Raw genomic sequence first — 24,749 nt, 5'->3', positions numbered from 1 at the left:
AGGCTCGGGGTCATTCGGCCGCGGCCTCCGTGAGGCGAACCTCTACCAGGAGGTCGCCGCCTTCGACCTGTTGGACCTTGCTGATGGCTACGCGCTTTACGGTGCCTGCGCGGGGGGCGGTGATGGCGGCTTCCATCTTCATGGCTTCGATGGTGCCGATGGTGTCGCCTGCCGCGACGGTGTCGCCCTCGGAGACAGCCAGGGTCACCACACCCGCGAACGGGGCCGCGATGTGTCCTGCGTTGGTCTTGTCGGCCTTTTCGGCTGTCGGGACTTCGCTGGCGATGGAGCGGTCGCGGACGGTGATGGGGCGGAGTTGGCCGTTGAGGATGCACATGACCGTGCGCATGCCGCGTTCGTCGGGCTCGGAGATGGCTTCGAGGCCGATGAGGAGGATTACGCCCTTTTCGAGTTGGACTCGGTGTTCCTCGTCGTGGCGGAGGCCGTAGAAGAACTGATTGGCGGACAAGCCCATGGTGTCGCCGAACTTTTCGCGGTGGGCGAGGAATTCGGCGGTGGGGCCGGGGAACAGGAGACGGTTGAGGGTGGCGCGGCGTTCTGCCGAGGTGCCGTTCAGGCCCTTCTCGTCTTCGGCGGTGAGCTGGGTTTCGGGCTTGGCGGGGCCGCGTCCGGCGAGGGCGCGGCTGCGGAAGGGCTCGGGCCAGCCACCGGCGGGGGTGCCGAGTTCGCCACGGAGGAAGCCGATTACGGAGTCGGGGATGTCGTAGCGGCCGGGATCGGTCGCGAAGTCCTCGACGTCCACGCCGGAGCCGACCAGGGACAGGGCCAGGTCGCCTACCACCTTGGAGGAGGGTGTGACCTTGACCAGGCGGCCCAGGAGGCGGTCTGCCGCAGCGTATTTGGCTTCGACCTCTTCGAACTGGTCACCGAGGCCGAGGGCGATGGCCTGCTGGCGCAGGTTGGAGAGCTGGCCGCCCGGAATCTCGTGGTGGTAGACGCGGCCCGTCGGGCCCGGCAGGCCGGATTCGAAGGGCGCGTAGACCTTTCGCAAAGCCTCCCAGTACGGCTCGAGGTCGCAGACGGCCTGCAGGTCCAGTCCGGTGTCATACGGCGAATTCGCCGCCGCCGCAACGATTGCCGAGAGCGCGGGCTGACTGGTGGTGCCCGCCATGGGTGCCGACGCACCGTCCACGGCATCGGCTCCGGCCATCCACGCGGACAGGTAGGTGGCGAGCTGACCGCCGGGGGTGTCGTGCGTGTGTACATGCACCGGCAGATCGAAATTGCTGCGCAGCGCGGTCACCAGCGTGTGCGCGGCGGGTGCGCGCAGCAGGCCCGCCATATCCTTGATGCCGATGACGTGCGCCCCGGCCTCGACGATCTGCTCGGCGAGCTTGAGGTAGTAGTCGAGGGTGTAGAGGTTCTCGTTCGGGTCGGACAGGTCGCCGGTGTAGCTCATGGCGACTTCGGCCAGGGCCGTACCGGTTTCGCGCACGGCGTCGATGGCCGGGCGCATCTGATCGACATTATTGAGCGCGTCGAAGATGCGGAAGATGTCGATACCGGTCGCGGTGGCCTCGGAAACGAATGCGCGCGTGACCTTTTCGGGGTACGGCGTGTAACCGACGGTATTGCGGCCGCGCAGCAGCATCTGCAGGTTGATGTTCGGCACCGCCTCGCGCAGTGCGGCCAGGCGCTCCCACGGGTCCTCGAACAGGAAACGCAGCGCCACGTCATAGGTTGCGCCGCCCCAGCATTCGATGGACAGCAGTTCCGGCGTCGTGCGCGCCACATGCCCGGCCACATCGAGCAGGCCATTGGTGCGCACCCGGGTGGCGAGCAGCGACTGGTGCGCGTCACGGAAGGTGGTGTCGGTGACCGCCACACCCTTCTGCTCGCGCAGCGCCTTGGCGAATCCCTCGGGTCCCAGCGCCAGCAGGCGCTGCCGGGAGCCGGGCGGCGGCGGCACGCTCAGGTCCAGGGCGGGCAGCTTGTCGTGCGGGTACAGCTTGGTGGGCCGGGTGCCGTGCGGCTTGTTCACGGTGACGTCGGCCAGATAGTTGAGGATCTTGGTGCCGCGGTCGGCGGAGCTCTTCAGCGTGAGCAGCTGCGGGCGCTCATCGATGAAGGACGTGGTGATGCGCCCGGCCCGGAAGTCGGGATCATCCAGCACCGCCAGCAGGAACGGAATATTGGTCGTGACGCCACGAATACGGAATTCGGCCACACCGCGGCGGGCCCGCGCGATCGCGGTGGACAGGTCCCGCCCGCGGCAGGTGAGCTTCACCAGCATCGAGTCGAAGTAGGCCCCGACCTCCGCGCCGACATTCGCGCCACCGTCCAGGCGCACGCCCGCGCCGCCCGGCGAACGGTAGCCGGTAATGCGGCCGGTGTCGGGCCGGAAGCCATTGGCCGGGTCCTCGGTGGTGATCCGGCATTGCAGGGCCGCACCCCGGATGTGGATCGAATCCTGGCTCAGGCCAAGGTCTTCCAGGCTCTCCCCGGCGGCAATGCGCATCTGCGACTGCACCAGGTCGACATCGGTGATCTCCTCGGTCACCGTGTGCTCCACCTGGATTCGCGGATTCATCTCGATGAACACGTGCTGGCCACGCTCATCCAGCAGGAACTCCACCGTGCCCGCGCAGCTGTAGCCGATCTGCTTGGCGAAGGCCACGGCGTCGGCGCAAATGCGGTCGCGCAGTGCGGGATCCAGGTTCGGCGCGGGGGCCAGCTCGATGACCTTCTGATGCCGCCGCTGCAGCGAGCAGTCGCGCTCGAACAGGTGGATCACATTGCCATGTTGATCGGCGAGGATCTGCACCTCGATGTGGCGGGGGTTGATGACCGCCTGCTCCAGGAACACGGTCGGATCGCCGAAGGCCGATTCCGCCTCGCGCGCCGCGGCTTCGATAGATTCGCGCAGCTGCGCGCGATCGGCGACGCGGCGCATGCCGCGGCCACCGCCACCGGCGACGGCCTTGACGAAGATCGGGAACTGCATGCTCGTAGAGGCCGCCACCAACTCGTCCACATCCGAGGACGGCTCGCTCGACGCCAGCACCGGCAGTCCGGCCGCCCTGGCCGCGGCAATGGCGCGCGCCTTGTTACCGGTCAGCTCCAGCACCTGCGAGGTGGGGCCGATGAACGTAATGCCTTCCGCCGCACAGGCCGCCGCCAGATCCGGGTTCTCGGAAAGAAAACCGTAACCGGGGTAGACAGCGTCCGCGCCCGCGGATTTGGCCGCCTCGATGATCCCCTCAATGGACAGGTACGCCCGTACCGGATGTCCGGGTTCGCCGATCTGGTACGCCTCGTCGGCCTTCAACCGGTGAACGGAGTTGCGGTCCTCGTAAGGAAACACCGCGACCGTGCCGATGCCGAGTTCGTAGGCCGCGCGGAATGCGCGAATGGCGATCTCGCCGCGGTTGGCGACCAGGACTTTGGAGAACATTTGCCTAAGGTACCTGCCCCCGGATACAGAACGGGCATCGAAGTCGGGTTCGCAGCAATCTTCACAGTCACACCCCCGCTCCTTGCGAATTTGTGTTCATCACCTGGTCACATGTGCTTCGGTGAGGAGGGCCGCGACCTGGGCATCGCATTCGCCGACTTGCTAAGCGGTCATATCGACCACTCCCGCGCGGGCGGACCGGATCCGGTATGCCGATATGCTCACCCATGCAGTCGGTTCGCCCGGCGTGATGCCCGTCCTGGATTTCGCGCCGTGCGTCGAAGCCGGTCCACGCAGTGATGCGCGCTCCGGTGAGAGGGAATCCGGTGGAAATCCGGAACTGTCCCGCAGCGGTAAGCAGGAACGACCGCCGTCATCAGCACTGGGCATGAGCCTGGGAAGCGACGGCCAGTAGGTCGGCCGATCAGGCCGGAGCCCGCGAGTCCGAATACCTGCCGAATGCGCCGGGTACGCCGTATCCGGCGGTCTCCGCCTCGTGGATTGGGTGGACGGGACCAGAGGCGTGTTCCTGCGTACCGTGGATGCGGTGAGCCCGGGCTGCCCTGTCTCCGTTCACCGGTGGGCGGCGGCCAGTGGAGTTCGGAAAACTGGAGCACAGCCGTGACAAACCTTTCCCCCTTCACCGCAACCGTGCTGGGCATTCCCCGCATCGGCCCGAAGCGCGAACTCAAGCGCGCCATCGAGTCCTACTGGGCGGGCCGCATCGGCGCCGATGAGCTGCATGCCATCGGCCGGGATCTGCGCATCGCACACCTGACCGCGCTCGCGGCGGCCGGATTGGATTCGGTGCCCGTCGGCACCTTCTCCCATTACGACCAGATGCTCGATACCGCGGCCATGTTCGGCGCGCTGCCGTCCCGGGTGGCCGGAATCGCCGATCCGCTGGACCGCTATTTCGCGGCCGCCCGCGGCACGGACACCGTCGAACCGCTGGAAATGACGAAGTGGTTCGACACCAACTATCACTATCTGGTGCCGGAGCTGGGTCCGGACACCGAGTTCACGCTGGACTCCTCGAAACTGCTCGGCGAACTGCGTGAGGCGATCAGTCTCGGGGTGCCCGCGCGTCCCGTGGTCATCGGCCCGCTCACCTTCCTGAAGCTGGCCAAGGATGCCGCCGAGCGCAATCCGCTGCGCCGCCTGAACGAACTGCTGCCGCTGTATCGGGAACTGTTGCGGCAGTTGGCCGAAGCGGGCGCGCAGTGGGTGCAGATCGATGAGCCGGTGCTGGTCACCGATCTCACCGAGGTCGAGTTGACGCTGGCCGAGCAGGTGTACGGCGAACTGTCGGCGGCCACGGACCGACCCGCCATTCTGGTCGCCACCTACTTCGGGCGGCCGGGGGCGGCGCTGCCGGTGCTGGCTTCCACCGCGATCGAGGGTGTGGCGCTGGACTTCACGGCCGGAACGACGGTCGATGAGGTCGCCGCGGTCCCCGCGCTGGCGAACAAGCTCGTCGTGGCGGGCGTGGTGGACGGCCGCAATGTGTGGCGGACCGACCTCGATCACGCGCTGAGCACCCTGGGCACGCTGCTCGGGGGCACCGGCGCGCTCGCGGTGTCGACCTCCAGTTCGCTGCTGCACGTGCCGTATTCGCTCGATGCCGAGGCCGCGGTGGAGCCGACGTTGCGGTCCTGGCTCGCCTTCGGGGTCGAGAAGGTGGTCGAGGTGCGGGTGCTCGCCACCGCGCTGAACGAGGGCACCGACGCGGTCGCCGACGAATTGGCCACCGCCCGTGCGGCACTCGCGACCCGGGCCACCGATGCCCGGCTGCGCAATGACACCGTGCACGCCCGCCTGGCCGCGCTGGGCGAGGACGCCACCCACCGCCTGCCCGCCGCGGAACGCCGTGTGCTGCAACAGGAACGACTGCCGCTGCCGCTGCTGCCGACCACCACCATCGGCTCCTATCCGCAGACTCCCGCCATTCGCAGGGATCGCGCGGCACTGGTCAAGGGCGATATCACGGCCGCGCAATACGACGACCGGATGCGCGCCGAGATCGCCGAAGTGATTGCGCTGCAGGAGAAGCTGGGCCTCGATGTGCTGGTGCACGGCGAGCCGGAACGCAATGACATGGTGCAGTACTTCGCCGAACAACTGGACGGCTTCTTCGCCACCGCCAATGGCTGGGTGCAGTCCTACGGCACCCGCTGCGTCCGCCCGCCGATCCTGTACGGCGATGTGGCGCGGCCGAATCCGATGACGGTGGAGTGGGTCGGCTACGCCCAGTCGCTGACCGATAAGCCGGTCAAGGCCATGCTCACCGGTCCCGTCACCATCCTCGCCTGGTCCTTCGTCCGCGACGACCAGCCGATCGAGGACACCGCCCGCCAGGTCGCCCTCGCCATCCGGGACGAGACGGTGGATCTGCAGGCCGCGGGCATCCGCATCATCCAGGTGGACGAGCCCGCCCTGCGCGAACTCCTCCCCCTGCGCGCGGAAGCCAAACAGCCGTACCTGGATTGGGCTGTCGGCTCCTTCCGCCTCGCCACCAGCGGGGTCTCCGATGCCACCCAGATCCACACCCACCTGTGCTATTCGGAGTTCGGCGAAGTGATCGGCGCGATCGCCGACCTCGACGCCGACGTCACCTCCATCGAGGCGGCCCGCTCGCATATGGAGGTCCTCGACGACCTCAATGCGGCGGGCTTCGCACTGGGCGTGGGCCCGGGCGTCTACGACATCCACTCCCCCCGCGTCCCAGGCGTAGACGAGATCACCACCTCCCTGCGCGAGGCCCTGAAAGCGGTTCCCGCCGAACGCCTCTGGGTCAACCCCGACTGCGGCCTGAAAACCCGCGGCCCCGCCGAAGTCGAGGCGTCACTACGCAATATGGTCGCCGCCGCCCAAGCCGTCCGCTGACCTGAACCGGTGAGGGAGCTGTGGTGGCGGGAAATTGTCCGAATCTCCGCCACCACAGCTCCCTCGACGATCAGGCGGACATGCGGCGAAGGATTTCGAGTCCGGCGCGTTCCATGGCGGAGTCGAAGACATCGCGGAGGAAGACGAGCGCGAGTTGTGTTGCCGGTCGAGCAGGATCAGTCCGCTGAAGCCGCCGGTGCCCCTGAATCCGCCCGCTCCCCAGCCGATCCCGGAACGCCAGCGCTTCTCCCCGCCGCAGAACCGAGGCATGAGCCCGCTCGCCGCGCCCACCGCCCTACGCTGGACGCATGACCGACGAGCAGCCGCTGCGCTATCGCCTCATCACGGGCCCTGACGACGCCACCTTCTGCGAACGCATCAGCGGCCTGCTCGATCAGGGATACCAGCTCTACGGTTCACCGTCTGTGACGTTCAACGGCTCGACCGTAATCGCCGCGCAAGCCCTGGTCTGGGGGCCAGGCTCAGGCGAGTAGGTGGCTGCCGTCGAGGCCCTCGCTGATGCGGCGGGCTGCGGTGGTCAGCTCCGTTAGGTAGGAACGGCGTTCGGATCGGGTGACGTCGGGGCGGAGGGGGCCGATCTGGAGTTCGAGGACGGCGTGGCCGTCGGCGTCGAAGACCGGGGTGCTCATATAGCTGAGCGGGAGTGGGATGTCTTTTTCCAGGGTTGTCTGGTCGTAGGCGATGCCGATGACGGTGGCCAGTTGGGCCAGGACGCGGCCGCGTAGTTCCTTGCTGGCGGGGTGTTCGGCCAGGTGTTCGGCGACCTCGGAGAAGACGCGCATGGTGGGGAGGCTGTCAGGTTCCAGGCGCCAGGCGCAGTAGCCGGTATCGCGCAGGGTGGTGAGGACGGCGCGGAATTCGTCACGCCGTTCGGGGCCGCGGGTGTTCAGCCAATCCTGTTGGCGGGCAGTGCCTGAGTGGGCGATGAGCGCCGCCCCGGCGGGGGCGAGCAGGGGGATGCGGGCTCCGGCTTCCATGCCCGCGGTGAGCTGATCGCGGGTGACGGCGACGAATTCCAGGTACTCGCCGCTGAGGGCGGTGAGCGCGGCACCGCAGTCGACGCGGGCGGCGAGCAGCTCCAATTCGTCGCCCAGCCAGGCTCGATCACCGTGTGTGCCCGCGACGCGCGCACCGATGACGCCGAGGGCCGGGCCGAGTTCGTAGCTGAGATCGGGCAGTCGCAGCACCCAGCCGCGTTCGGTGAGCGCCGCCAGGATGGCCCCGGCGGTGGAGCGGTTCAGCTCCAGGCTGTCGGCGATCTCGGCGGCGGTGAGCGCGGTGTCATGCGCCGCGAGCAGTTCGACAATGGAGATCACCCGCTGGGTGGGCGGTGAGCTGTCGGTGGTCCGGGTCTTGCCAGCCGGCACGCCTGTCTCCTAGCCTGAGCCTTCAATGCGAATAGCCGGATTATTCGATACGAATAATCGCACCGAGGACCCGGGCGGGGCAACCGGCCACGGCGTTCATCGGGTCGGTCGGCGAACTCCAAGTTCATCGATTGCCCAGCCACCGAGACCTATTTCGGCAAACTTTCCGAACTCGGTTCGGCCGCGGTCCCGGCCATGCCCGCGTACGATGAGCCCGTCCCGCCGAACCGCCCGAAGCGCCGAATTCGCATGCTACGCAGCGAGACCGAAACGGCCAACACGCTCATAGATTGCACTAAATCCGGCGAGTCCCACGAATATTGCGATGTTTGCGAAGCCAGATCGGTACCATCACGCACTGTGCGCAAGATGTATGCGGGTGCCCGACTACGGCGGTTGCGCGAGGAACGGCGGATGACCCAGGCGGCCTTGGCCAAATCCCTGGACTTGTCCCCCAGCTACCTCAACCAGCTGGAGCGAGATCAGCGGCCGCTGACGATTCCCGTGCTGCTCAAACTGAACTCGACGTTCGACCTCGATGTCCAGTTCTTCGCGGCCGACTCCGATGCCCGCCTGGTGTCCGACCTCCACGAGATCCTGGTGGAAGCCGCGGGCGGCAATGCCGCGCCGGTCGCGGAGGTCGAAGACCTGGCCACCCGAATGCCGGAGGTCGCGAAAATCGTTGTGGCCATGCACCGCCGACTACGCGCGGCGACCGACCAGTTGGATCTGCTGTCCTCCAAGGTGGCCACCCCGACCGGTGCGCCCGGGGTGCCGATGCCGTACGAGGATGTGCGCGACTTCTTCTACGACCATCACAATCACATCGCCCAACTGGATCTCGCGGCGGAACGATTGTTCGAGGACAGCGGCCTCACCATCGGCTCACTCGATCGCCAGCTGGCGCGTGTCGCCGAGGAACGCGCCGGAGTCACCGTCCTGGTGCGCGGCGACGGGGCCGACCCGAATATCCCCAAGCGCCACTACGAACCGGAAACCCGCACCCTCACCCTGGCCAGACGGTTACGGCCCGGACAGCGCGCCTTCCAGATCGCCACCACCCTCGCCTTCCTGCTGCACGGCAACCTACTCGACGAGGTGCTGGACGAAACCCCCTCGCTAGGCGGCGAATCCCGCACCCTGGCCCGCATCGGCCTGGCCAACTATTTCGCCGGGGCGCTGATCCTCCCGTACAGCAAGTTCCTGCGCTCCGCGGAAGAGCTACGCTACGACATCGACCTGCTCAGCCTACGTTTCGAGGTCGGCTTCGAAACCGTCTGCCACCGCCTGAGCACCCTGCAACGCCAAGGCCAACGCGGCGTCCCCTTCTTCCTCATCCGCACCGACCGCGCGGGCAATATCTCGAAACGCCAGTCCGCCACGGCGTTCCACTTCTCCCGAGTAGGCGGCAGCTGCCCCCTGTGGGTAGTCCATGAGGCCTTCGCCCATCCGGGCCGCATGCTCACCCAGATAGCGTCGATGCCCGACGGCCGCCGCTATCTGTGGATCTCCCGGACCACCACCCCCACCACCACCGGATTCGGCACGGCGGGCAAGGAATTCGCCATCGGGCTGGGGTGCGATATCGAATACGCGGACCGGCTTGTGTACTCCAAGGGGCTCCACCTGGACGACCCGACTGCCGCGATTCCGATCGGCGCGGGGTGCAAGGTGTGTGAGCGGCCCAATTGTGCGCAACGGGCGTTTCCGCAGATCGGGCGGCCGTTGGCGATCACGGAGAACACTAGTACGGACTTGCCGTATCCGCGTGTGCCGCGGTGATTGTGTTGTAGGGCAAGAGATTAAAGACAAGAGACAAAGACGCCTGGACAAGCAAGAACAAAGAAGAAGAGAAGAAAGAACAAGCCTCGAGACGTCCCGGGCCCGGCACGCCCGAGCGCGGGTCGGCGCAGCGGCAGATTTTCGCCGAGGGGGACATGAGCCGGGGATTTGTCCGAATCGACCAGCCTCATGTCCCCCTGAACGTGTTTCACCGGCCTGCCGGGTGGGCCAGCGGCTTTGCGGCGTTAGGACTTGGCCAAGTACTCCAAGCGTTCGCCATCTACTGCGGCGTGCATCATGCTGGCCAGGCCGGGGTGGTTTTCGAGGCCGGGGTCGGACTCCACTACCTCGCGCGCCAATTGCTGGGCGGCGGTGATGACATCGAGATCGTCCAGTAGTGAGAGGAGGCGGAGGCTTCGGGCCGTTCCGGATTGAGCCGAGCCCAGGACGTCGCCCTCGCGGCGTTGGCGGAGGTCCAGGACGGCCAGTTCGAAGCCGTCGGTGGTGCCTGAGACTGCTTCCAGGCGGGCCATGGCGGTGCCCACCGGGTTGGTTTCGGTGATCAGGAGGCAGAGGCCTGCGTGTTTGCCTCGGCCTACGCGGCCTCGGAGTTGGTGGAGTTGGCTGACGCCGAAGCGGTCGGCGTCGACTATGGCCATGACGGTGGCGTTGGGGACGTCTACGCCTACCTCGACGACCGTGGTGCAGACCAGGACGTCGATCTCCGCATCGTTGAAAGCCCGCATGACGCGGTCCTTTTCATCCGACGGGAGGCGGCCGTGCAGGAGGCCCACGCGGAGGTCTTTCAGGGGGCCGGTGCTCAGCATTTCGAAGATGTCCACCGCCGAGTGTGTGGTGGGGCCTTCCTTCTCCTCTTCGGGTTTCGCCTTCTTGCCCTTGCCTTTTCCCTTGCCGTTCTCGTCCTCGTCGCCGATGCGGGAGCACACGACGTAGGCCTGGCGGCCCGCTTCGACTTCCTCGTGGATGCGTTCCCAGGCGCGCTCCACCCAGGAGGGTTTCACCTTGGCGGGCACCACCTTCGAGGTGATCGGGGAGCGGCCGCGCGGGAGTTGGGTGAGGACCGAGGTTTCCAGGTCGCCGAGGGTGGTCATGGCGATGGTGCGGGGGATGGGGGTGGCGGTCATGACGAGTAGGTGGGGGCTGATGCCATTGGTTGCCTTGGCGCGCAGGGCATCTCGTTGTTCTACGCCGAAGCGGTGTTGTTCGTCGACTACGACCATGCCGAGGTCGAAGAAGTCGACATTGTCTTGAATGAGGGCGTGGGTGCCGATCACGAGGCCTGCCTCGCCGGTGACCGCGTCCAGGAGGGCGGCCTTCTTCTGGCCCGCCGACATGGAGCCGGTTACCAGGACCACCTTGGTGGCATTGTCGGCGGCACCGAGTTCACCGGCGGATCCGAGATCGCCGAGCATGTTCCTGAGTGACCGGAAGTGCTGGGCGGCAAGGACTTCCGTGGGGGCCAGCAGGGCGCACTGCTGGCCATTGTCGATCACCTGGAGCATGGCGTGCAGGGCCACGATGGTTTTGCCGGAGCCGACCTCGCCTTGCAGGAGGCGGTGCATGGGGTGGCTGCGGGACAGGTCCGCGCTGATCTCGTCGATGACGGTGCGCTGGCCTTCGGTCAATTCGAAGGGGAGGCGTTTGTCGAAGGCGGCGGCAATGCCATCGGGGCGCGGCGGGGAAGGTTTGGCGGTGCGTCCCTCGGTCTGGTGGCGCCGTTCGGCCAGCACCAGTTGCAGGGCCAGGGCCTCGTCGAAACGCAGGCGGCCCCTGGCCTCTTCGATATCGGCCTTGTGTTCGGGTAGGTGGATCAGGCGCAGGGCGTCGGAGATGGGGACCAGGGCGTGTTCGGCGCGCAGGTCTTCGGGGAGCGGGTCATCGATGGGGTCCAGTTGGTCGAGTACCTGGCGCACGCAGCGCAGCAGGTCCCAGCTCTGCACCTTCGCGGTGGCGGGGTAGACCGGGATGAATTCGCGTTCGAAGAACGAGACATCCACGCCGCCTGCGCCTTTGGCGCTGTTCGCGAGGCCGCGCAGTGCGCCGCCGCCGCGCACCGAGGTGAGGTTCTCGATCGAGCCGTCCTCTTTGTCCGGCAGGATCAGGTAATCCGGGTGCGAGAGATTCCAGCGGTCCGGACGCCACCAATGCACGGTGCCCGACATCATGGCCCGCACGCCCTCCTTCACCAGATAGCGCACCTTGTCGCCATTGAAGAAGGTGATCTCGATCGGCTTGGCGGAGCCGGTGTCCAGGTTCACCTTCAACAGGCTGCCGCGCCGGTTCTTCATGGGCCGCAGTTCGGTTTTGGTGACCCGGCCCATCACGGTGATGTGCTGGCCTTCCTCCGGAGCCTCCTCGGTGAGGGGCTGCCCCTGGGTGGCGTAGCGCAGCGGGTAATGCCGCAGCAGGTCCTCGACCGTATTCATATCGAAGGCCTCGGCCAGTGGTTCGGCCGCCTTCACCCCGAGTACGTGATCGAGCCGATCACCCAGTGTCGCCATCTATTCCACCCCGATCTGCACCAGGTCCCGGGCTTGCCCGCCGGGATAGGTCACCACCTCCACGCCGGGGAAGGCGGCGGCAATATGTTCGGTCAATTCCGTCGAAAGTCCTTCCGGCGCATCCGCACCGATAAGCATGGTCACCAATTCCCCACCGAGCCCGAGCATTCGGTCCAGCAGCGTCCGCCCCGCGGCCCGCACATCCGAATCGATCACCACCACATCGTGCCCCACCAGGCCCAGCCCATCCCCCGCCTCACACATACCGACTATGGTCAATGCCCGCTCCGGCGCGACTCGCAAAGCCCCCCAACGAGTTCCGGCCGCCGCCTCGGACATGGCGAACGCATCGTCCACCGCGATCCGCCCCTCATCATGCATGGACAATGCCGCCAGCCCCTGCACCATCGACCCGCTCGGCAACATGAGCACCTCCCGATGCCCATCGCGCGCAGCCACACTCACCGCGACCAACTCATGCGCGGGCAATGCGCCATTCGGCAGCACCAGCACCTCCCGCTGCGGCATCCGCTGAATCCCCGACAGCAACGACTCCGCCGTCACTTCCCCTTCGAGCACGGCCGCCCCCGAGTCCTCGAACAACCGCACCGCACCCGCGCCCGACGCCACCGCCAGAATCCCGCGATCCACCGGACCGTCCTGCGCATGCGCCGAAACAGCCAGCGTCTCGATCCGAATCCCGCTCAGCGCCCCCGCCGCGATACCGGCCTCGACCGCCGCCCCGGCATCCGCGCAATGCACGTGCGCCGACCACATCCCTTCCCCGTTCCCCACGACGACGACCGAATCGCCCAGCTCGCCGAGCCGATCCCGCAACTCCCCCACCCGCGGATCGTCCGCACCGGACAACAGGAACATCACCTCATATTGCGGTGAGAACGCGGAGACATCACCCGCATGCGAATCCGCCCCGGCCGCAGCCGCACCCAAGGCGGCGGACAACCCCGACCCGCCGCGTGCCACACCGGCGGGACGAAGGCGCTCGCTCGCGCCCGGAGCGCCGCGCACATAGGGCGGCCGCGTCAACGCCTCGCCGCCGGTGACGACAACCAGCTCATCCAAGAGCACCAGCAACCCGCGCGCGCCCGCATCCACTACTCCCGCTTCACGCAGCACACCCAATTGCGCAGGAGTCTCACCCAAAGCCTTCGCCGCCCCATCGGCAGCCGCGAGCGCCACAGCGCTCAACGAGCGTTCCGGGCAATCGGCAGCCCGCTCGGCAGCCCGATCCAGCACCGTGAGCATGGTCCCTTCGACCGGAGAGCTGAGCGCCTCCCGCACCAACTGCGCGGCCCGCCGCAGCGCCTCCCGCAGCGATTCCTCGGTGAGTGGCCCATCCCACACCGCCTCGGCCACCCCGCGCAGCACCTGCGACAGGATGATCCCCGAATTCCCGCGCGCCCCGACGGTCGCCGCCCGCGCCATCGCACCCGCGATCGTCCGCGCCGACAGCCCCGCACCCGCCAGCTGCGCTTCCGCAGCCCGAGTTATGGCCGAATCGGCAGCGTGCACCGATGTGTTCCGGCGGGGTGAGGAAGGCCGCCCACCCATCTCAACCGAATCCGCCTCAGCGAGATCGCGCTCGCCCGCAGCACTGGCCGCGCGATCACTGGTTGCGACGTCGCGGTCGGCCCCGGTTCCGCCCGCGGGCTGCCGGGAAGTCGCCGGATCGGCGGCCTGCACCGGCAAAGTCTCGGCCGTAGCGGGCCGATCAGCCGGTGGCCGGGCAGCCTCCACCTGGGCGGCCTGTATGGCGGCGCGCATAGTGGCGAGGAGGTTGGTGCCGGTGTCCGAGTCGGGGACCGGGAAGACGTTGAGGGCGTTGATCTCGTCACGGTGGCGGTCCAGGGCGGCCAGGGTCAGGTGGCCCCAGCGCAGCAGGGCAGTACCGTCGAGCGCGTCCCGTTCCGCGGGCACCGTCACCGTCCTTCCACCACACGTCGTTCATGCCACTTCACAGCCAGTAAATCCCCGGCCGCCAGCCTAGTCGGGATTACCGACACTCCGCCGTCACCTGCCGTTCGCACTCGGGCCGGACGGCGGCGAACAGGGGGGCAATTGGACACGTCCCGCGTGGGTTGGCTACTCTGGTCCGGTTGCCTCACGCGGGCATCGGTCCTGTCCACTCAGGAAATCCGCTCGCGTTCGCTGGTGCTTCTCCGGCGGGCACATCCCAGACATTAGATTTCCGGACATGCTGCATGTTGCAGCGCGTCCCTACATGACATGAAGGAGCTCGCGACTATGGCTGCCGTCTGCGACGTTTGCGCCAAGGGCCCCGGCTTCGGTAAGTCGGTTTCGCACTCGCACCGGCGCACCAACCGTCGCTGGAACCCGAACATCCAGACCGTGCGCGCACAGGTTGCCCCCGGCAACACTCGCCGCATGAACGTGTGCACCTCCTGCCTCAAGGCCGGCAAGGTCGCCCGCGGCTGATTTTCAGCTTTCGAACAAGAACCCCGGCACCCACAATGGGTGGCCGGGGTTCTTGTTGTATCCGGGAGCGTAAGGGGCGGGAATGAGTGAATGGTCGGTGGTTCCGCTCGGGGCGGAGCACACCCGGAGTCTGGCCGAATGCCATATCGAATGCTGGCGTGAGGCGTATCGGGATCTGGTGCCCGCGCATGTGCTCGAGGCGTTCGACGTCGACCGTCGAGCCGAGCAGTGGGAACGCAATCGCGTCCGGTATCCGGGCCGGACGGTGGTCGCCGTCAGCGAGGGTGTCGTGATCGGATTCGCCAGCGGCGGCACGCCCCTGGACGAATCACCGGTGGCCGCGTACGAACTCAACGCCCTGTATGTGCGGTCCGCCTGGTACGGCACCGGCGTCGCCCACGATCTGATGAAAACGGTGCTGCCCGAGAACGCGGACACCTCGCTGTGGGTATTCGAGGAGAATCCGCGCGCCCGGGCCTTCTACACCAAATACGGCTTCGAACTCGACGGTGAACGCCGAGTCGAAGCCTTCACTCCGGCAATCGAAGTGCGAATGGTGCGCCGTCTGAACAGCGCGCCGTAATTACCGGTCGCCGGTGAAGCAGTCCAGGTTCTGGCTGATCGTCATCGGCAGGCAGGCAATGCGCGAGGTCACCTGGGACGACATGGTGGTCGCGCTATTGGTGTCGAACAAGCTCGCCACGGGAGTGGCCTCGTCGGTCGACGTCGCGGCGTTGGTGAAGGGCTCCAGCGTCAGCGGCTCGGCGTTCGCGACGGGTGCGGCGGCGAACGCCGCTCCCACCGCGAGAGCGACGAAAACACCACGGGCAGTCTTGTTCTGCATTCACATGCTCCTGAATCGGATCAACGGATTCGCGCTTAGGGCAGACGCCAGTCCACCGGCGCGGCACCCAATGTAACCAACAATTCGTTGACGCGTGAGAACGGGCGAGATCCGAAGAACCCGCGCGACGCCGACAATGGTGAGGGATGGGCGGATTCGATGTACGGGGTGGACCCCAGCATCGGCTTGAGCGAGGCCGCGTCACGCCCCCACAGCACGGCAACCATTGGCTGGTCACGGGCCACGAGAGCGCGAATCGCCTGCTCGGTCACCGCTTCCCAGCCCTTACCGCGATGCGAGGCCGCCTGGCCCGGCTGCACGGTGAGGACTCGGTTCAGCATGAGCACACCCTGATCCGACCAAGGCGACAAATCGCCACAGGACGGCGTCGGGAACTCCAGATCCTTGGTGTACTCCGAGAAGATATTGCCCAGGCTGCGCGGCACCGGCGAAACATCCGGCTCGACCGAGAAACTCAGCCCCATGGCATGCCCCGGCGTCGGATACGGATCCTGGCCGACGATCAGCACCCGCACCTTGTCGAACGGGCGTTGGAAGGCGCGCAGCACATTCTCCCCCTTGGGGAGATAGCCACGCCCGGCATTGTTTTCGTCTCGGAGGAATTCACCCATCTCCGCGATGCGGTCGGCCACCGGCTCGAGCGCCTCGGCCCAGCCTGTATCGATGACTTCCGACAGTGGTTTGGTGCCCATGTCGGGAAAAGATATCGTGGCCAGTTTCACCGCGGAAGGCCGCCTACCCTATGCGAAGGATTCCCAACCGGTAGGTCCGGTTCGGGGCAGGCCGTCCACGGTCACGCCCGACCCGGTGACAACCCGTCCGATGGGTACCCAACCCTGCGGCAAATCACCCGAATCGGCGAAAGTGGCCGCGAAGGCATGGTCCTCGCCGCCGGAAAGAATCCAGTCGAGAGGGCTTGCATCGAGGGCCTTCGCGACCGGTTCGAGGGCCGGATCATGCAGTGCCGCGGAGTCGAGATCGATGGCGACACCGGAAGATTGGGCGATATGTCCGAGATCGGCGAGAAGCCCGTCGGACACATCGGTGAGCGCGGTGATCTCCGCCGTATCCGGCAGCTCCAGCACCGCCGCGTATGGCGGCTGCGGAACCTTGTGCGCGGCAACCACCTCCGCGAACAGCCCGGCATCAGGCCCGGCGAATTGCCCGAGATCAGCCCCGGTCGACGGCCCAGTATCTTCCCCAGCGAGCGGCCCGGTACCCGCTCCAGCGGAGAGCACTGCCAGGCCCGCACCGGACCAGCCCAGCCGCCCGGCCACCGCCACCACATCACCGGCCCGCGCACCCGAGCGCGTGATCAACATCCGGCGCGGATCCCCGAACGCCGTCACCGAGATCACCAGGAAGGGGCTACGCACCATATCCCCACCCGCGATCGAAGCCCCCGCACGCTCCGCCTCGGCCCACATGCCGTCCGCGAGCGCCTGCACGAATTCGACCGACGTCTCCGAAGGACACCCCAGCGACACCACGAACGCACTCGGCGTCGCCCCCATGGCCACCACATCCGCGGCATTCTGCGCGATCGCCTTGCGCCCGATGTCCTGCGCACTCGACCAGTCGAGCCGGAAATGCCGATCCTGCACCAGCATGTCGGTCGTCACCACGAACCGCCCCTCGGGCGCGGCCACCACCGCGGCATCGTCGCCCGGTCCGAGCAGCACGCCCGGCGCTTGCTTACGCCCGGCATTGATGCGCTCGATCAGCGCGAACTCGCCCAGCTCGCGCACAGTGACGACGTGCTGAACCTGAGACGGGCCCGAACCCCGGCTGGCGGTGATGACGATCTCCTAGGCGGTGAGTGTGATGCGGACGGCGGACCCGAGAACGGTACCCTCGAATCCGCAATCGACGACCACCAGCCGGGCAGTGCACAACAAGGACGTGCGTGCCCGGCCCGGCACGATCGGGGACCCACGACCGGATGAGCAACGACACCCGCGACAGCGAATCGAACGCTCCGCAGCGCGATGACGAGCAGGCCGACCCGGCGAAGATCCCGGAAGCCGCCGACGATGCGAGCCCGGAAGCCGACACCGCGAAGGCCGACGAGGAGAAGGCCGATGCGGCCGAGGCCTCGGAATCCGCTGCCGACGATGACGAGGATTACTCCCCGCGCCGCTCCCCCGCGCTCATCGCAACCGCTGTCGCGCTGCCGATCGCGCTCGTGGTCGGCGTGCTCGTCATGGGTGTGATGGCGAACCGGAATCCGGCGCGTGAGGCACTCACGCTCGGCGCGGTGCAGGCTCCGGCGGCGAAGGGTCCGGAGTGCACTGCCCTGCTGCCCGAACTGCCCGCGAAGCTCGGCGACTACACGAATTCCGAACTGCGCCAGCCCGCCCCGGACGGGGCCAAGGCCTGGCAGCTGCCCGACGGCGGCGACGCCATCGTGCTGCGCTGTGGCCTGGACCGTCCGATGGAGTTCAACCGCGCCTCACCCTTGCAGGTCGTGAACGGCGTCAGCTGGTTCGATGTGCGCGATACGACCAGCGGTGCGGCCTCCGGCACCTGGTGGGCCGTGGACCGCGGCACGTATATCGCCCTCACCATGCCCGACAATGCGGGACCGACCCCGCTGCAAGAGGTTTCGGACGCCATCAAGAAGGCGATGCCGGAGAAGGCACTCGACCCGAACCCGCTGCCCAACTGACGTAGGCGCGCAGGGCCCTCGGCGCATCCCGCTAGTTGCAGGGCTTGTCGGCAGCTGCAGGCCTTACAACCCCTGCAGCTGTCGACAAGCCCTGCAGCTGTCGATCGGCCGTGCGGAGGATCAGCGCAGGCCGGTGCCCCGGGCCAGCGCGGTCTCGATGAGCGTGGAGACCAGCGCAGCATTGTCGATGCCGGTGGCCTCCCACATGCGCGGGTACATGGAGATGGAGGTGAATCCGGGCATGGTGTTGACCTCGTTGATGACCGGGCCGTCCGCCGTCACGAAGAAGTCGACGCGGGCCAGGCCCTGGCAGTCGAGCGCGCGGAAGGCCTCGACCGCCATCTCCCGAACCTGCTGCGACACAGCGTCGTCCAGCTTGGCGGGCACGTCGAACTCGCACACATCGTCGAGGTATTTGGTGTCGAAGTCGTAGAACTCGGGTCCTTCGGGCGTCTCCTCCGGCATCCGGATCTCCGCCACCACACTGGCTTCCACCCGCCCGTCCGGGAATTCCAGTACGCCACATTCGACTTCGCGGCCCACGATCCCGGCCTCGATGATCACCTTCGGATCATGCAGGCGCGCAGTGACAATGGCGGCGTCCAGGTCTTCCCACTTGTCGACCTTGGTGATGCCGATGGAGGATCCGCCGCGGGCGGGCTTCACGAACACCGGCAGTCCGAGGCGGTCACGGTCCGCGTCGCCGAGGGTCGCGACGCCGGGCCGCAACACCACCTGGAATCCGATCGGAAGTCCTTCGGCGGCAAGGAGTTTCTTGGTGAACTCCTTGTCCATTCCGGCGGCGCTGGCCAGCACGCCCGGACCGACGTACGGCACACCGGCGAGTTCGAGGAGCCCCTGCAGGGTGCCGTCCTCGCCGAAGGGACCGTGCAGCACCGGGAACACCACGTCGACGCTGCCGAGCAAGGCGTCCGCACTGTCGAGCGGCACCAGGCTGCCCGCCCGCGAGGGGTCGGCGGCAAGGACCAGCTCGGTGCCGGTGCCGACGACCACCGACGGTAGTTCCCGGGCGTCACGGGCGAGTTCGCGTGGATCTCCGCTGAGCACCCAGGTGCCGTCGCGGGTGATTCCGATCGGAACCGCCTCGTACCGTTCGGGATCGAGGCTGCCGAGCACAGTGCGCGCAGAAACACACGAAACGCCGTGCTCATTGCTGCGCCCGCCGAACACCACCGCCACCCGGATCCTGTTGGTCATGCCCGGAACCATATCGGGCGGGCATGGCGATCCGGTTACGCGGTCACTCCGACTTGAGCCGCCGCCCCAGCAACCAACCGACCGCCTCGTCCGCGGACAGTCCTTCATGGCAGACCTGGTGCACCACATTGGTCAGTGGCATCTCCACTCCGTGCCGCTCGGCCAGCGCCCGCACCGAAGTGCAGGACTTCACACCCTCGACGACCTGGCCATTGGTGGCCTGCTGCGCGGATTCCATGGTCCCGCCCGCGCCCAGCGCATATCCGAAGGACCGATTGCGCGAATTCGGAGACGTGCAGGTGGCGACCAGATCGCCGACCCCCGCCAGCCCCGCGAAGGTGACCGGTTCCGCGCCCACCGCGACCCCGAGCCGGATGATCTCGGCCAGCCCGCGTGTGATCAGGCTGGCAACCGAGTTGTCGCCCAACCCCATTCCGGAGGCGATGCCGCAGGCGAGCGCGATGACGTTCTTGCAGGCCCCGCCGATTTCCGCGCCGATCACATCGCTATTGGTGTACGGCCGGAAATAGCCGGTGGCACAGGCCTGCTGCACCGCCTCGGCGCGCGCGGTATCGGCGCAGGCCACCACGGTCGCGGCGGGCTGCTGGGCGACGATCTCGTGCGCCAGGTTCGGACCGGACAGCACCGCGACCCGGTTCGGATCCGCCCCGCTGACCTCCGTGATCACCTGGCTCATCCGCAGCAGAGTGCCGGTCTCGATGCCCTTGGCCAGGCTCAGCAGCGTCGCATCGCCGGGAATGATGTCCTTCCAGTCCGCGAGATTCACCCGCAGCGACTGCGACGGCACCGCCAGCACCACAATCTCGGCCCCCGCCAAGGCGATCGCCGGATCGTGGGTCGCATTGATCGGCGGTAGATCCACATCCGGCAGATACCAGGGATTCCGATGCTCGGTGGCCAGCACCTTCGCCACCTCCGGTCGCCGGGCCCACATGGTGACCTCGGTTCCGGCCTCCGCCAACACCTTCGCGAACGCGGTCCCCCAGGACCCCGCTCCCAGTACTGCAACCCTTGCCATCTGATCAATATATGCGGACTCCGAAGACACCACGCCGAGCACTGCGTGCCTGGTACCGAACGCGGACCTACCCACATCGCCCGCGCTCCCCCGGCGCGTCTCCCCTACCTGACTCGACGCCGCACACACGCCCGTCACTTCGGAGTGGGAGGATTCGGGCATGCGCTCGCCCGTGCACGCCGTGTTCGCGGTGAAGAGCCTCGCGCTCGCCAAGAGCCGGCTCTCCGACCGATTGCCCTCCCCCGACCGGCCGCGACTGGTGCTGGCCATGCTCTCCGACACGGTGGCGGTCACGGTCGCCACCGAGGGCATCGCCTCGGTGACGGTGGTGACGCCCGATCCGATGGTCAGCGAGCGGGTCCGGGAACTGGGCGCGTTCGTGCATCCCGAACCCCCGCCGCAGGCCGCCGTCCATCGCCTCGGCGGCCTGAATGCCGCGCTGGCGGCGGGCGCGGAGGCGGTGCGCCGCCTGCACGGCCCCGTCGGTCTGCTTGCCCTGCAAGCCGATCTTCCCGCCTTGCGCCCACAGGAATTGGGCGAGTTGCTGTCCGCCGCGACGCATCCGCGTTCGGTGGTGGCCGATCACGAGGGCAGCGGCACCGTCGCCCTGCTGGTCCGTGACGGCGAGCTGAACCCCATGTTCGGCCCGGATTCGGCCCGCCGCCATATCGGGGCGGGCGCGGTGGAACTGCTCGGCGAGTGGCCGGGCCTGCGCCAGGACGTCGATACCGCCGCCGATCTCGACCGCGCCTGCCTGCTCGGGGTCGGCACAGCAACCGCCACGCTGCTCGGTGAAATCGGCGTGTCGCGGGCGTGTCAGGCAACGAAACAAGTGCACCGCAGCGAGTCATCGAGGTGTTGACGTGGCGTGATATGCGCTGCAATGGACGGTGTCAGAAGGGCACCCCACCCGCGACATAAGGAATGATCGTGAGAGTGAGCGATACGGATACCGTCAAGCAACCGCCGCTACTACCGGCGGCTCCGCCCGCGGCAACCCCACCGCCCACCACGGCGACACCGCTGCCCCGGGACCGCTATGTCAACCGGGAACTGAGCTGGCTGGATTTCAATGCGCGCGTTCTCGCGCTCGCCGAGGACACTTCACAGCCACTTCTCGAGCGGGCGAAATTCCTCGCCATTTTCGCGTCGAATCTCGATGAGTTCTATATGGTCCGCGTCGCCGGATTGAAGCGCCGCGCCGAAACCGGATTGTCGGTGCGCTCCTCCGACGGACTCTCTCCTACCGAGCAGCTGGAGATGATCGCCGCCCGCACCCAGGAGATCGCCGAACGGCACGCGCGCGTCTTCCTCGACCAGGTGCTGCCCGCGCTCACCGATGAGGCCATCGCGATCACGCGCTGGAACGAACTCGACGACGGCGAGAAGCAGCGCATGTCCGGGTACTTCCAGGACCAGGTCTTCCCGGTGCTGACCCCGCTGGCCGTGGACCCCGCGCACCCGTTCCCCTATATCAGCGGCCTGAGCCTGAATCTGGCCGTGACAGTGAAGGATTCGGTCACCGGCGGCGAGCATTTCGCCCGCGTCAAGGTGCCCGACAATGTGGACCGCTTCGTGCGCGTGCGCCGCACCCCCACCGCCCGCGAGCAGGCCGCCGCCAATCGCGAATCGGCCGCCGCCGGGCGGGAAAACACTGTGGCACAAAGCTCCAGCCTGGCCGCCTTCCTGCCGATGGAAGAATTGATCGCCGCTCACCTCGATCAACTCTTCCCGGGAATGGAAGTGGTGGAACACCATTCGTTCCGCATCACCCGCAATGCCGACCTCGAGGTCGAGGAGGATCGCGACGAGGACCTGCTGCAGGCCCTCGAGCGCGAACTCGCCCGCCGCCGCTTCGGATCCCCGGTGCGCCTGGAAGTCTCCGACGATATGACCGAGCACATGCTCGATCTGCTGCTGCGCGAACTGGATGTGGATCCGGGCGACGTGATCCAGGTGCCCGGCCTGCTCGACCTGTCCTGCCTGTGGCAGGTGTACGGCGTGGACCGGCCCAATCTCAAGGACGCCCCCTACGTGCCCGCCACCCCGCCCGCCTTCGGCGAACGGGAAACGCCCCGAAACGTTTTCGCCGCTCTGCGCGAGGGCGACGTGCTGGTGCATCACCCGTACGACTCGTTCTCCACCAGCGTGCAGCGCTTCATCGAACAGGCCGCCGCCGACCCGCAGGTGCTGGCCATCAAGCAGACCCTGTACCGCACCTCCGGCGATTCCCCCATCGTGAACGCGCTCATCGACGCCGCGGAGGCCGGTAAGCAGGTCGTCGCACTGGTCGAGATCAAGGCCCGCTTCGACGAGCAGGCCAACATCAAATGGGCACGCGCACTGGAACAGGCGGGCGTGCACGTGGTCTACGGCCTGGTCGGGCTGAAGACGCATTGCAAGACCTGCCTGGTGGTGCGCCGCGAGGGAGCCACCATCCGTCGCTACTGCCACATCGGCACCGGTAATTACAATCCGAAGACCGCGCGACTGTACGAGGACGTCGGATTGCTCACCGCCGCACCGGAGATCGGCGCGGACCTGACCGACCTGTTCAACTCGCTGACCGGGTATTCGCGAAAGGCCAACTACCGCAACCTGCTGGTCGCCCCGACCGGCGTGCGCGCGGGAATCGTCGAACGCATCCAGCGCGAGATCGAACTGGCCGCCGAGGGCGTACCGGCCCGAATCCGGCTCAAGGCCAACGCCATCGTGGACGAACAGGTCATCGACGCGCTCTACCGCGCCTCACAGGCGGGCGTGCCGGTGGAGATCGTGGTCCGCGGCATCTGCGGCCTGCGCCCCGGAGTACCGGGCATGAGCGAGAACATCACGGTGCGTTCGATTCTCGGCCGCTATCTGGAGCATTCGCGGGTGCTGCACTTCCAGGCGCAGGACCAGTACTGGATCGGCAGCGCCGATATGATGCACCGCAATCTTGATCGGCGCGTGGAAGTGCTGGCGCAAGTCAAGGATCCGAAGCTGTCCGGTCAGCTCGGGCAGATGCTCGACTCCGCCCTCAACCCCACCACCCGCTGCTGGGTGCTGCGGCCCGACGGCGGCTGGCAGGCTCAGCCGGATCCCGAGGTCGCGGGCGAAGAGATTCGCGACCACCAGGAATACCTGATGCGACTGCGACGACCGGACCGCCCGTGAGCAGAACGAATTCCGACCCCGCCGCCTGGTACGCCGATCCACCGGTGAAAGCCAATATCCTTGCCGCGGGGGCCGTGCTGTGGCGTCAGACGGCCGCCGGGGCCGTCGAGATGGCTCTGGTGCACCGCCCCAAATACGACGACTGGTCCCTACCCAAGGGCAAATTGGATGCCGGTGAGACGCCGGTGCTCGCGGCCCTGCGCGAGGTGACCGAGGAAACCGGCCTGAATTCGCGCCTGGGGCGTTATCTCGGCCGGGTCACCTATCCGATCCCGGGGCACCGCAAGCTCAAGCGGGTGGACTACTGGGCCGCCAAGGTGGTCGACGGGGACTTCGAATCCAATTCCGAGGTCGACGTGCTGCACTGGCATCGCGCCGAGGACATCATGGATGCGCTGTCCTACCCCATGGACCGGCACATCATCCGGAATTTCCTTCGCCTACCGGCCGATACGGCCACCCTGCTGCTGGTGCGGCACGCCAAGGCGGGCCGCCGGGACCGATTCACCGGCGAGGACGACGAGCGGCCGCTCGAAAAGGCCGGTCGCGCACAGGCTCGCCTGCTCGCACCGAATCTGGCGGCCTTCGGCGCGGCCGAAATCGTCTCGGCCCCACCGCTGCGCTGTGTCCAAACCGTTACTCCGCTGGCGGAAATCCTCGGCGTGGATATCGAATTGGAGCCGTTGTTCTCCGAATCCGGTTACGCCACAGCGCCCGACGCGGCCGCCGAACGCGCCCGCGACCTGGTCTCCGAACACTCGGTGCGGGTGATTTGCAGCCAGGGCAAGGTGATTCCGGACCTGGTCGGCGCCTGGGCGGCCGAGGACGGCGTGGCCTTACCGGCGGCTCGCAATCGCAAGGGCAGCGTGTGGTCGCTGTCTTTCCATAAAGGGCGCTTGATCGCCGCGGACCATCTCGACCGGGCACTGAACCCGACCGACGTCCAGCACTAGCGATTTCGGCGGCCCACAAGGCCGCTGGGGCGACATCCGGCCGGTCGTAGGGGGATTCCCCGCCCGGACGCGGGTTCTACCGGCGCGTAGGGTTTTTCGGGCCATTGCGGGGATTCGGCCGGTCGCAGGGCGGATTCGGCCGGGGCGCGGGATCTACCGGCGCGTAGGGTTTTTCGGGCCATTCCGGCGGATTCCCCGGTCGCAAAGGCATTTCCGGCCCCGCGGCATAACTTGCACGGCTGTAACTTTGCGCGACAGTGGCTTACCCGCCGCGTCTTTGAGAGCAATCTCGTACACAGAAATGCGAAACGGCCCGGCGATGCCGGGCCGTCTCACATGTCGTCCTGCGTCGAAAACCCGTCGCTGACGGGCTTATCGAGCCCGTCAGCGACGGGCAGTA

At 67.3% G+C, this 24,749-nt stretch carries 18 protein-coding genes and 1 riboswitch; of the genes, 9 read left to right on the top strand and 9 right to left on the bottom strand.

Annotated features, from left to right (window positions below):
* Positions 1-10 precede the first annotated feature (10 nt).
* Positions 11-3,415, bottom strand: coding sequence for a pyruvate carboxylase (locus tag AB0N05_RS05360; RefSeq protein ID WP_364687857.1), 3,405 nt, complete (start codon positions 3,413-3,415; stop codon positions 11-13).
* 292 nt (positions 3,416-3,707) lie between these two features.
* Positions 3,708-3,890, top strand: a riboswitch (cobalamin riboswitch).
* 146 nt (positions 3,891-4,036) lie between these two features.
* Between AB0N05_RS05360 and metE the strand changes: the two genes are divergently transcribed.
* Positions 4,037-6,301 carry a 5-methyltetrahydropteroyltriglutamate--homocysteine S-methyltransferase gene (gene metE, locus AB0N05_RS05355; protein ID WP_364687855.1) on the top strand — a complete coding sequence of 755 codons (2,265 nt, stop codon included), beginning with the start codon at positions 4,037-4,039 and terminating at the stop codon, positions 6,299-6,301.
* 308 nt (positions 6,302-6,609) lie between these two features.
* On the top strand, positions 6,610-6,795 hold the full coding sequence (locus tag AB0N05_RS05350) for a DUF1737 domain-containing protein (RefSeq protein ID WP_364687853.1): 186 nt from the start codon (positions 6,610-6,612) through the stop codon (positions 6,793-6,795).
* On the opposite strand, the gene AB0N05_RS05345 is transcribed toward AB0N05_RS05350, so the two are convergent.
* Positions 6,784-7,689: a helix-turn-helix domain-containing protein gene (locus AB0N05_RS05345; protein WP_364687851.1), complete on the bottom strand. Its 906-nt coding sequence runs from the start codon at positions 7,687-7,689 to the stop codon at positions 6,784-6,786. The genes AB0N05_RS05350 and AB0N05_RS05345 overlap by 12 nt on opposite strands.
* A 360-nt stretch (positions 7,690-8,049) precedes the next feature.
* Here AB0N05_RS05345 and AB0N05_RS05340 point away from each other — a divergent pair, with 360 nt between their 5' ends.
* Positions 8,050-9,471, top strand: a complete 1,422-nt coding sequence (locus AB0N05_RS05340) for a short-chain fatty acyl-CoA regulator family protein (protein ID WP_364687849.1) — start codon at positions 8,050-8,052, stop codon at positions 9,469-9,471.
* A 245-nt stretch (positions 9,472-9,716) separates the two neighbouring features.
* On the opposite strand, the gene recG is transcribed toward AB0N05_RS05340, so the two are convergent.
* Both recG and AB0N05_RS05330 read right to left on the bottom strand, forming a co-directional pair.
* Positions 9,717-11,993, bottom strand: coding sequence for an ATP-dependent DNA helicase RecG (gene recG, locus AB0N05_RS05335; protein WP_364687847.1), 2,277 nt, complete (start codon positions 11,991-11,993; stop codon positions 9,717-9,719).
* On the bottom strand, positions 11,994-13,931 hold the full coding sequence (locus AB0N05_RS05330; RefSeq protein WP_364687845.1) for a DAK2 domain-containing protein: 1,938 nt from the start codon (positions 13,929-13,931) through the stop codon (positions 11,994-11,996).
* Between the two features lie 327 nt (positions 13,932-14,258).
* On the opposite strand from AB0N05_RS05330, the gene rpmB reads away from it, so the two are divergent.
* The gene (gene rpmB / locus AB0N05_RS05325; protein WP_039799620.1) at positions 14,259-14,450 is read left to right on the top strand and encodes a 50S ribosomal protein L28; all 192 of its coding nucleotides are present in this window, start codon (positions 14,259-14,261) and stop codon (positions 14,448-14,450) included.
* A gap of 82 nt (positions 14,451-14,532) precedes the next feature.
* On the top strand, positions 14,533-15,033 hold the full coding sequence (locus AB0N05_RS05320; protein ID WP_364687843.1) for a GNAT family N-acetyltransferase: 501 nt from the start codon (positions 14,533-14,535) through the stop codon (positions 15,031-15,033).
* Here the strand turns inward: AB0N05_RS05320 and AB0N05_RS05315 are convergent, their stop codons facing one another.
* From AB0N05_RS05315 to AB0N05_RS05305, 3 genes are read right to left on the bottom strand one after another with little or no spacing between them, the layout of a single operon-like run.
* The gene (locus tag AB0N05_RS05315; RefSeq protein WP_364687841.1) at positions 15,034-15,294 is read right to left on the bottom strand and encodes a hypothetical protein; all 261 of its coding nucleotides are present in this window, start codon (positions 15,292-15,294) and stop codon (positions 15,034-15,036) included.
* A 35-nt stretch (positions 15,295-15,329) separates the two neighbouring features.
* Entirely contained in the window at positions 15,330-16,007 is a 678-nt protein-coding gene (locus tag AB0N05_RS05310) for a uracil-DNA glycosylase (protein WP_364687839.1), read from the bottom strand.
* A 48-nt stretch (positions 16,008-16,055) separates the two neighbouring features.
* Positions 16,056-17,114 carry a thiamine-phosphate kinase gene (locus AB0N05_RS05305; protein WP_364689500.1) on the bottom strand — a complete coding sequence of 353 codons (1,059 nt, stop codon included), beginning with the start codon at positions 17,112-17,114 and terminating at the stop codon, positions 16,056-16,058.
* Between the two features lie 143 nt (positions 17,115-17,257).
* On the opposite strand from AB0N05_RS05305, the gene AB0N05_RS05300 reads away from it, so the two are divergent.
* Positions 17,258-17,983 carry a DUF3515 domain-containing protein gene (locus tag AB0N05_RS05300; RefSeq protein WP_364687836.1) on the top strand — a complete coding sequence of 242 codons (726 nt, stop codon included), beginning with the start codon at positions 17,258-17,260 and terminating at the stop codon, positions 17,981-17,983.
* Positions 17,984-18,103: 120 nt separating this feature from the next.
* Here AB0N05_RS05300 and AB0N05_RS05295 read toward each other — a convergent pair whose 3' ends face one another.
* Together AB0N05_RS05295 and AB0N05_RS05290 are read right to left on the bottom strand one after the other, a co-directional pair.
* On the bottom strand, positions 18,104-19,201 hold the full coding sequence (locus AB0N05_RS05295) for a D-alanine--D-alanine ligase family protein (protein WP_364687834.1): 1,098 nt from the start codon (positions 19,199-19,201) through the stop codon (positions 18,104-18,106).
* A 43-nt stretch (positions 19,202-19,244) separates the two neighbouring features.
* Positions 19,245-20,240 carry an NAD(P)H-dependent glycerol-3-phosphate dehydrogenase gene (locus AB0N05_RS05290; protein WP_364687832.1) on the bottom strand — a complete coding sequence of 332 codons (996 nt, stop codon included), beginning with the start codon at positions 20,238-20,240 and terminating at the stop codon, positions 19,245-19,247.
* A 160-nt stretch (positions 20,241-20,400) separates the two neighbouring features.
* On the opposite strand from AB0N05_RS05290, the gene cofC reads away from it, so the two are divergent.
* The 3 genes from cofC (at position 20,401) to AB0N05_RS05275 (ending at position 24,349) form a co-directional block, all read left to right on the top strand.
* Complete coding sequence (cofC, locus tag AB0N05_RS05285) at positions 20,401-21,102, top strand: 2-phospho-L-lactate guanylyltransferase (RefSeq protein ID WP_364687830.1); 702 nt, start codon at positions 20,401-20,403, stop codon at positions 21,100-21,102.
* Positions 21,103-21,164: 62 nt separating this feature from the next.
* Entirely contained in the window at positions 21,165-23,396 is a 2,232-nt protein-coding gene (locus tag AB0N05_RS05280; RefSeq protein WP_364687828.1) for an RNA degradosome polyphosphate kinase, read from the top strand.
* Positions 23,393-24,349, top strand: a complete 957-nt coding sequence (locus tag AB0N05_RS05275; RefSeq protein WP_364687826.1) for a bifunctional NUDIX hydrolase/histidine phosphatase family protein — start codon at positions 23,393-23,395, stop codon at positions 24,347-24,349. Before AB0N05_RS05280 ends, AB0N05_RS05275 begins: the two co-directional genes overlap by 4 nt.
* Positions 24,350-24,749 lie beyond the last annotated feature (400 nt).

Source organism: Nocardia sp. NPDC051030 (assembly GCF_040683015.1).
Taxonomy (GTDB): Bacteria; Actinomycetota; Actinomycetes; order Mycobacteriales; family Mycobacteriaceae; genus Nocardia.
Note: the sequence above shows the minus strand (reverse complement) of the source record. Positions and strands in the feature narration are given on the sequence as shown.

Bases quoted from the DNA above. Each gene is read 5' to 3' on its own strand.
- AB0N05_RS05310 (WP_364687839.1), bottom strand. From the start codon at position 16,007: ATGGGCACCAAACCACTGTCGGAAGTCATCGATACAGGCTGGGCCGAG.
- AB0N05_RS05280 (WP_364687828.1), top strand. From the start codon at position 21,165: ATGATCGTGAGAGTGAGCGATACGGATACCGTCAAGCAACCGCCGCTA.
- AB0N05_RS05360 (WP_364687857.1), bottom strand. From the start codon at position 3,415: ATGTTCTCCAAAGTCCTGGTCGCCAACCGCGGCGAGATCGCCATTCGC.
- AB0N05_RS05315 (WP_364687841.1), bottom strand. From the start codon at position 15,294: ATGCAGAACAAGACTGCCCGTGGTGTTTTCGTCGCTCTCGCGGTGGGA.
- cofC (WP_364687830.1), top strand. From the start codon at position 20,401: ATGCGCTCGCCCGTGCACGCCGTGTTCGCGGTGAAGAGCCTCGCGCTC.
- AB0N05_RS05320 (WP_364687843.1), top strand. From the start codon at position 14,533: ATGAGTGAATGGTCGGTGGTTCCGCTCGGGGCGGAGCACACCCGGAGT.
- AB0N05_RS05290 (WP_364687832.1), bottom strand. From the start codon at position 20,240: ATGGCAAGGGTTGCAGTACTGGGAGCGGGGTCCTGGGGGACCGCGTTC.
- AB0N05_RS05350 (WP_364687853.1), top strand. From the start codon at position 6,610: ATGACCGACGAGCAGCCGCTGCGCTATCGCCTCATCACGGGCCCTGAC.
- AB0N05_RS05300 (WP_364687836.1), top strand. From the start codon at position 17,258: ATGAGCAACGACACCCGCGACAGCGAATCGAACGCTCCGCAGCGCGAT.
- recG (WP_364687847.1), bottom strand. From the start codon at position 11,993: ATGGCGACACTGGGTGATCGGCTCGATCACGTACTCGGGGTGAAGGCG.
- rpmB (WP_039799620.1), top strand. From the start codon at position 14,259: ATGGCTGCCGTCTGCGACGTTTGCGCCAAGGGCCCCGGCTTCGGTAAG.
- AB0N05_RS05295 (WP_364687834.1), bottom strand. From the start codon at position 19,201: ATGACCAACAGGATCCGGGTGGCGGTGGTGTTCGGCGGGCGCAGCAAT.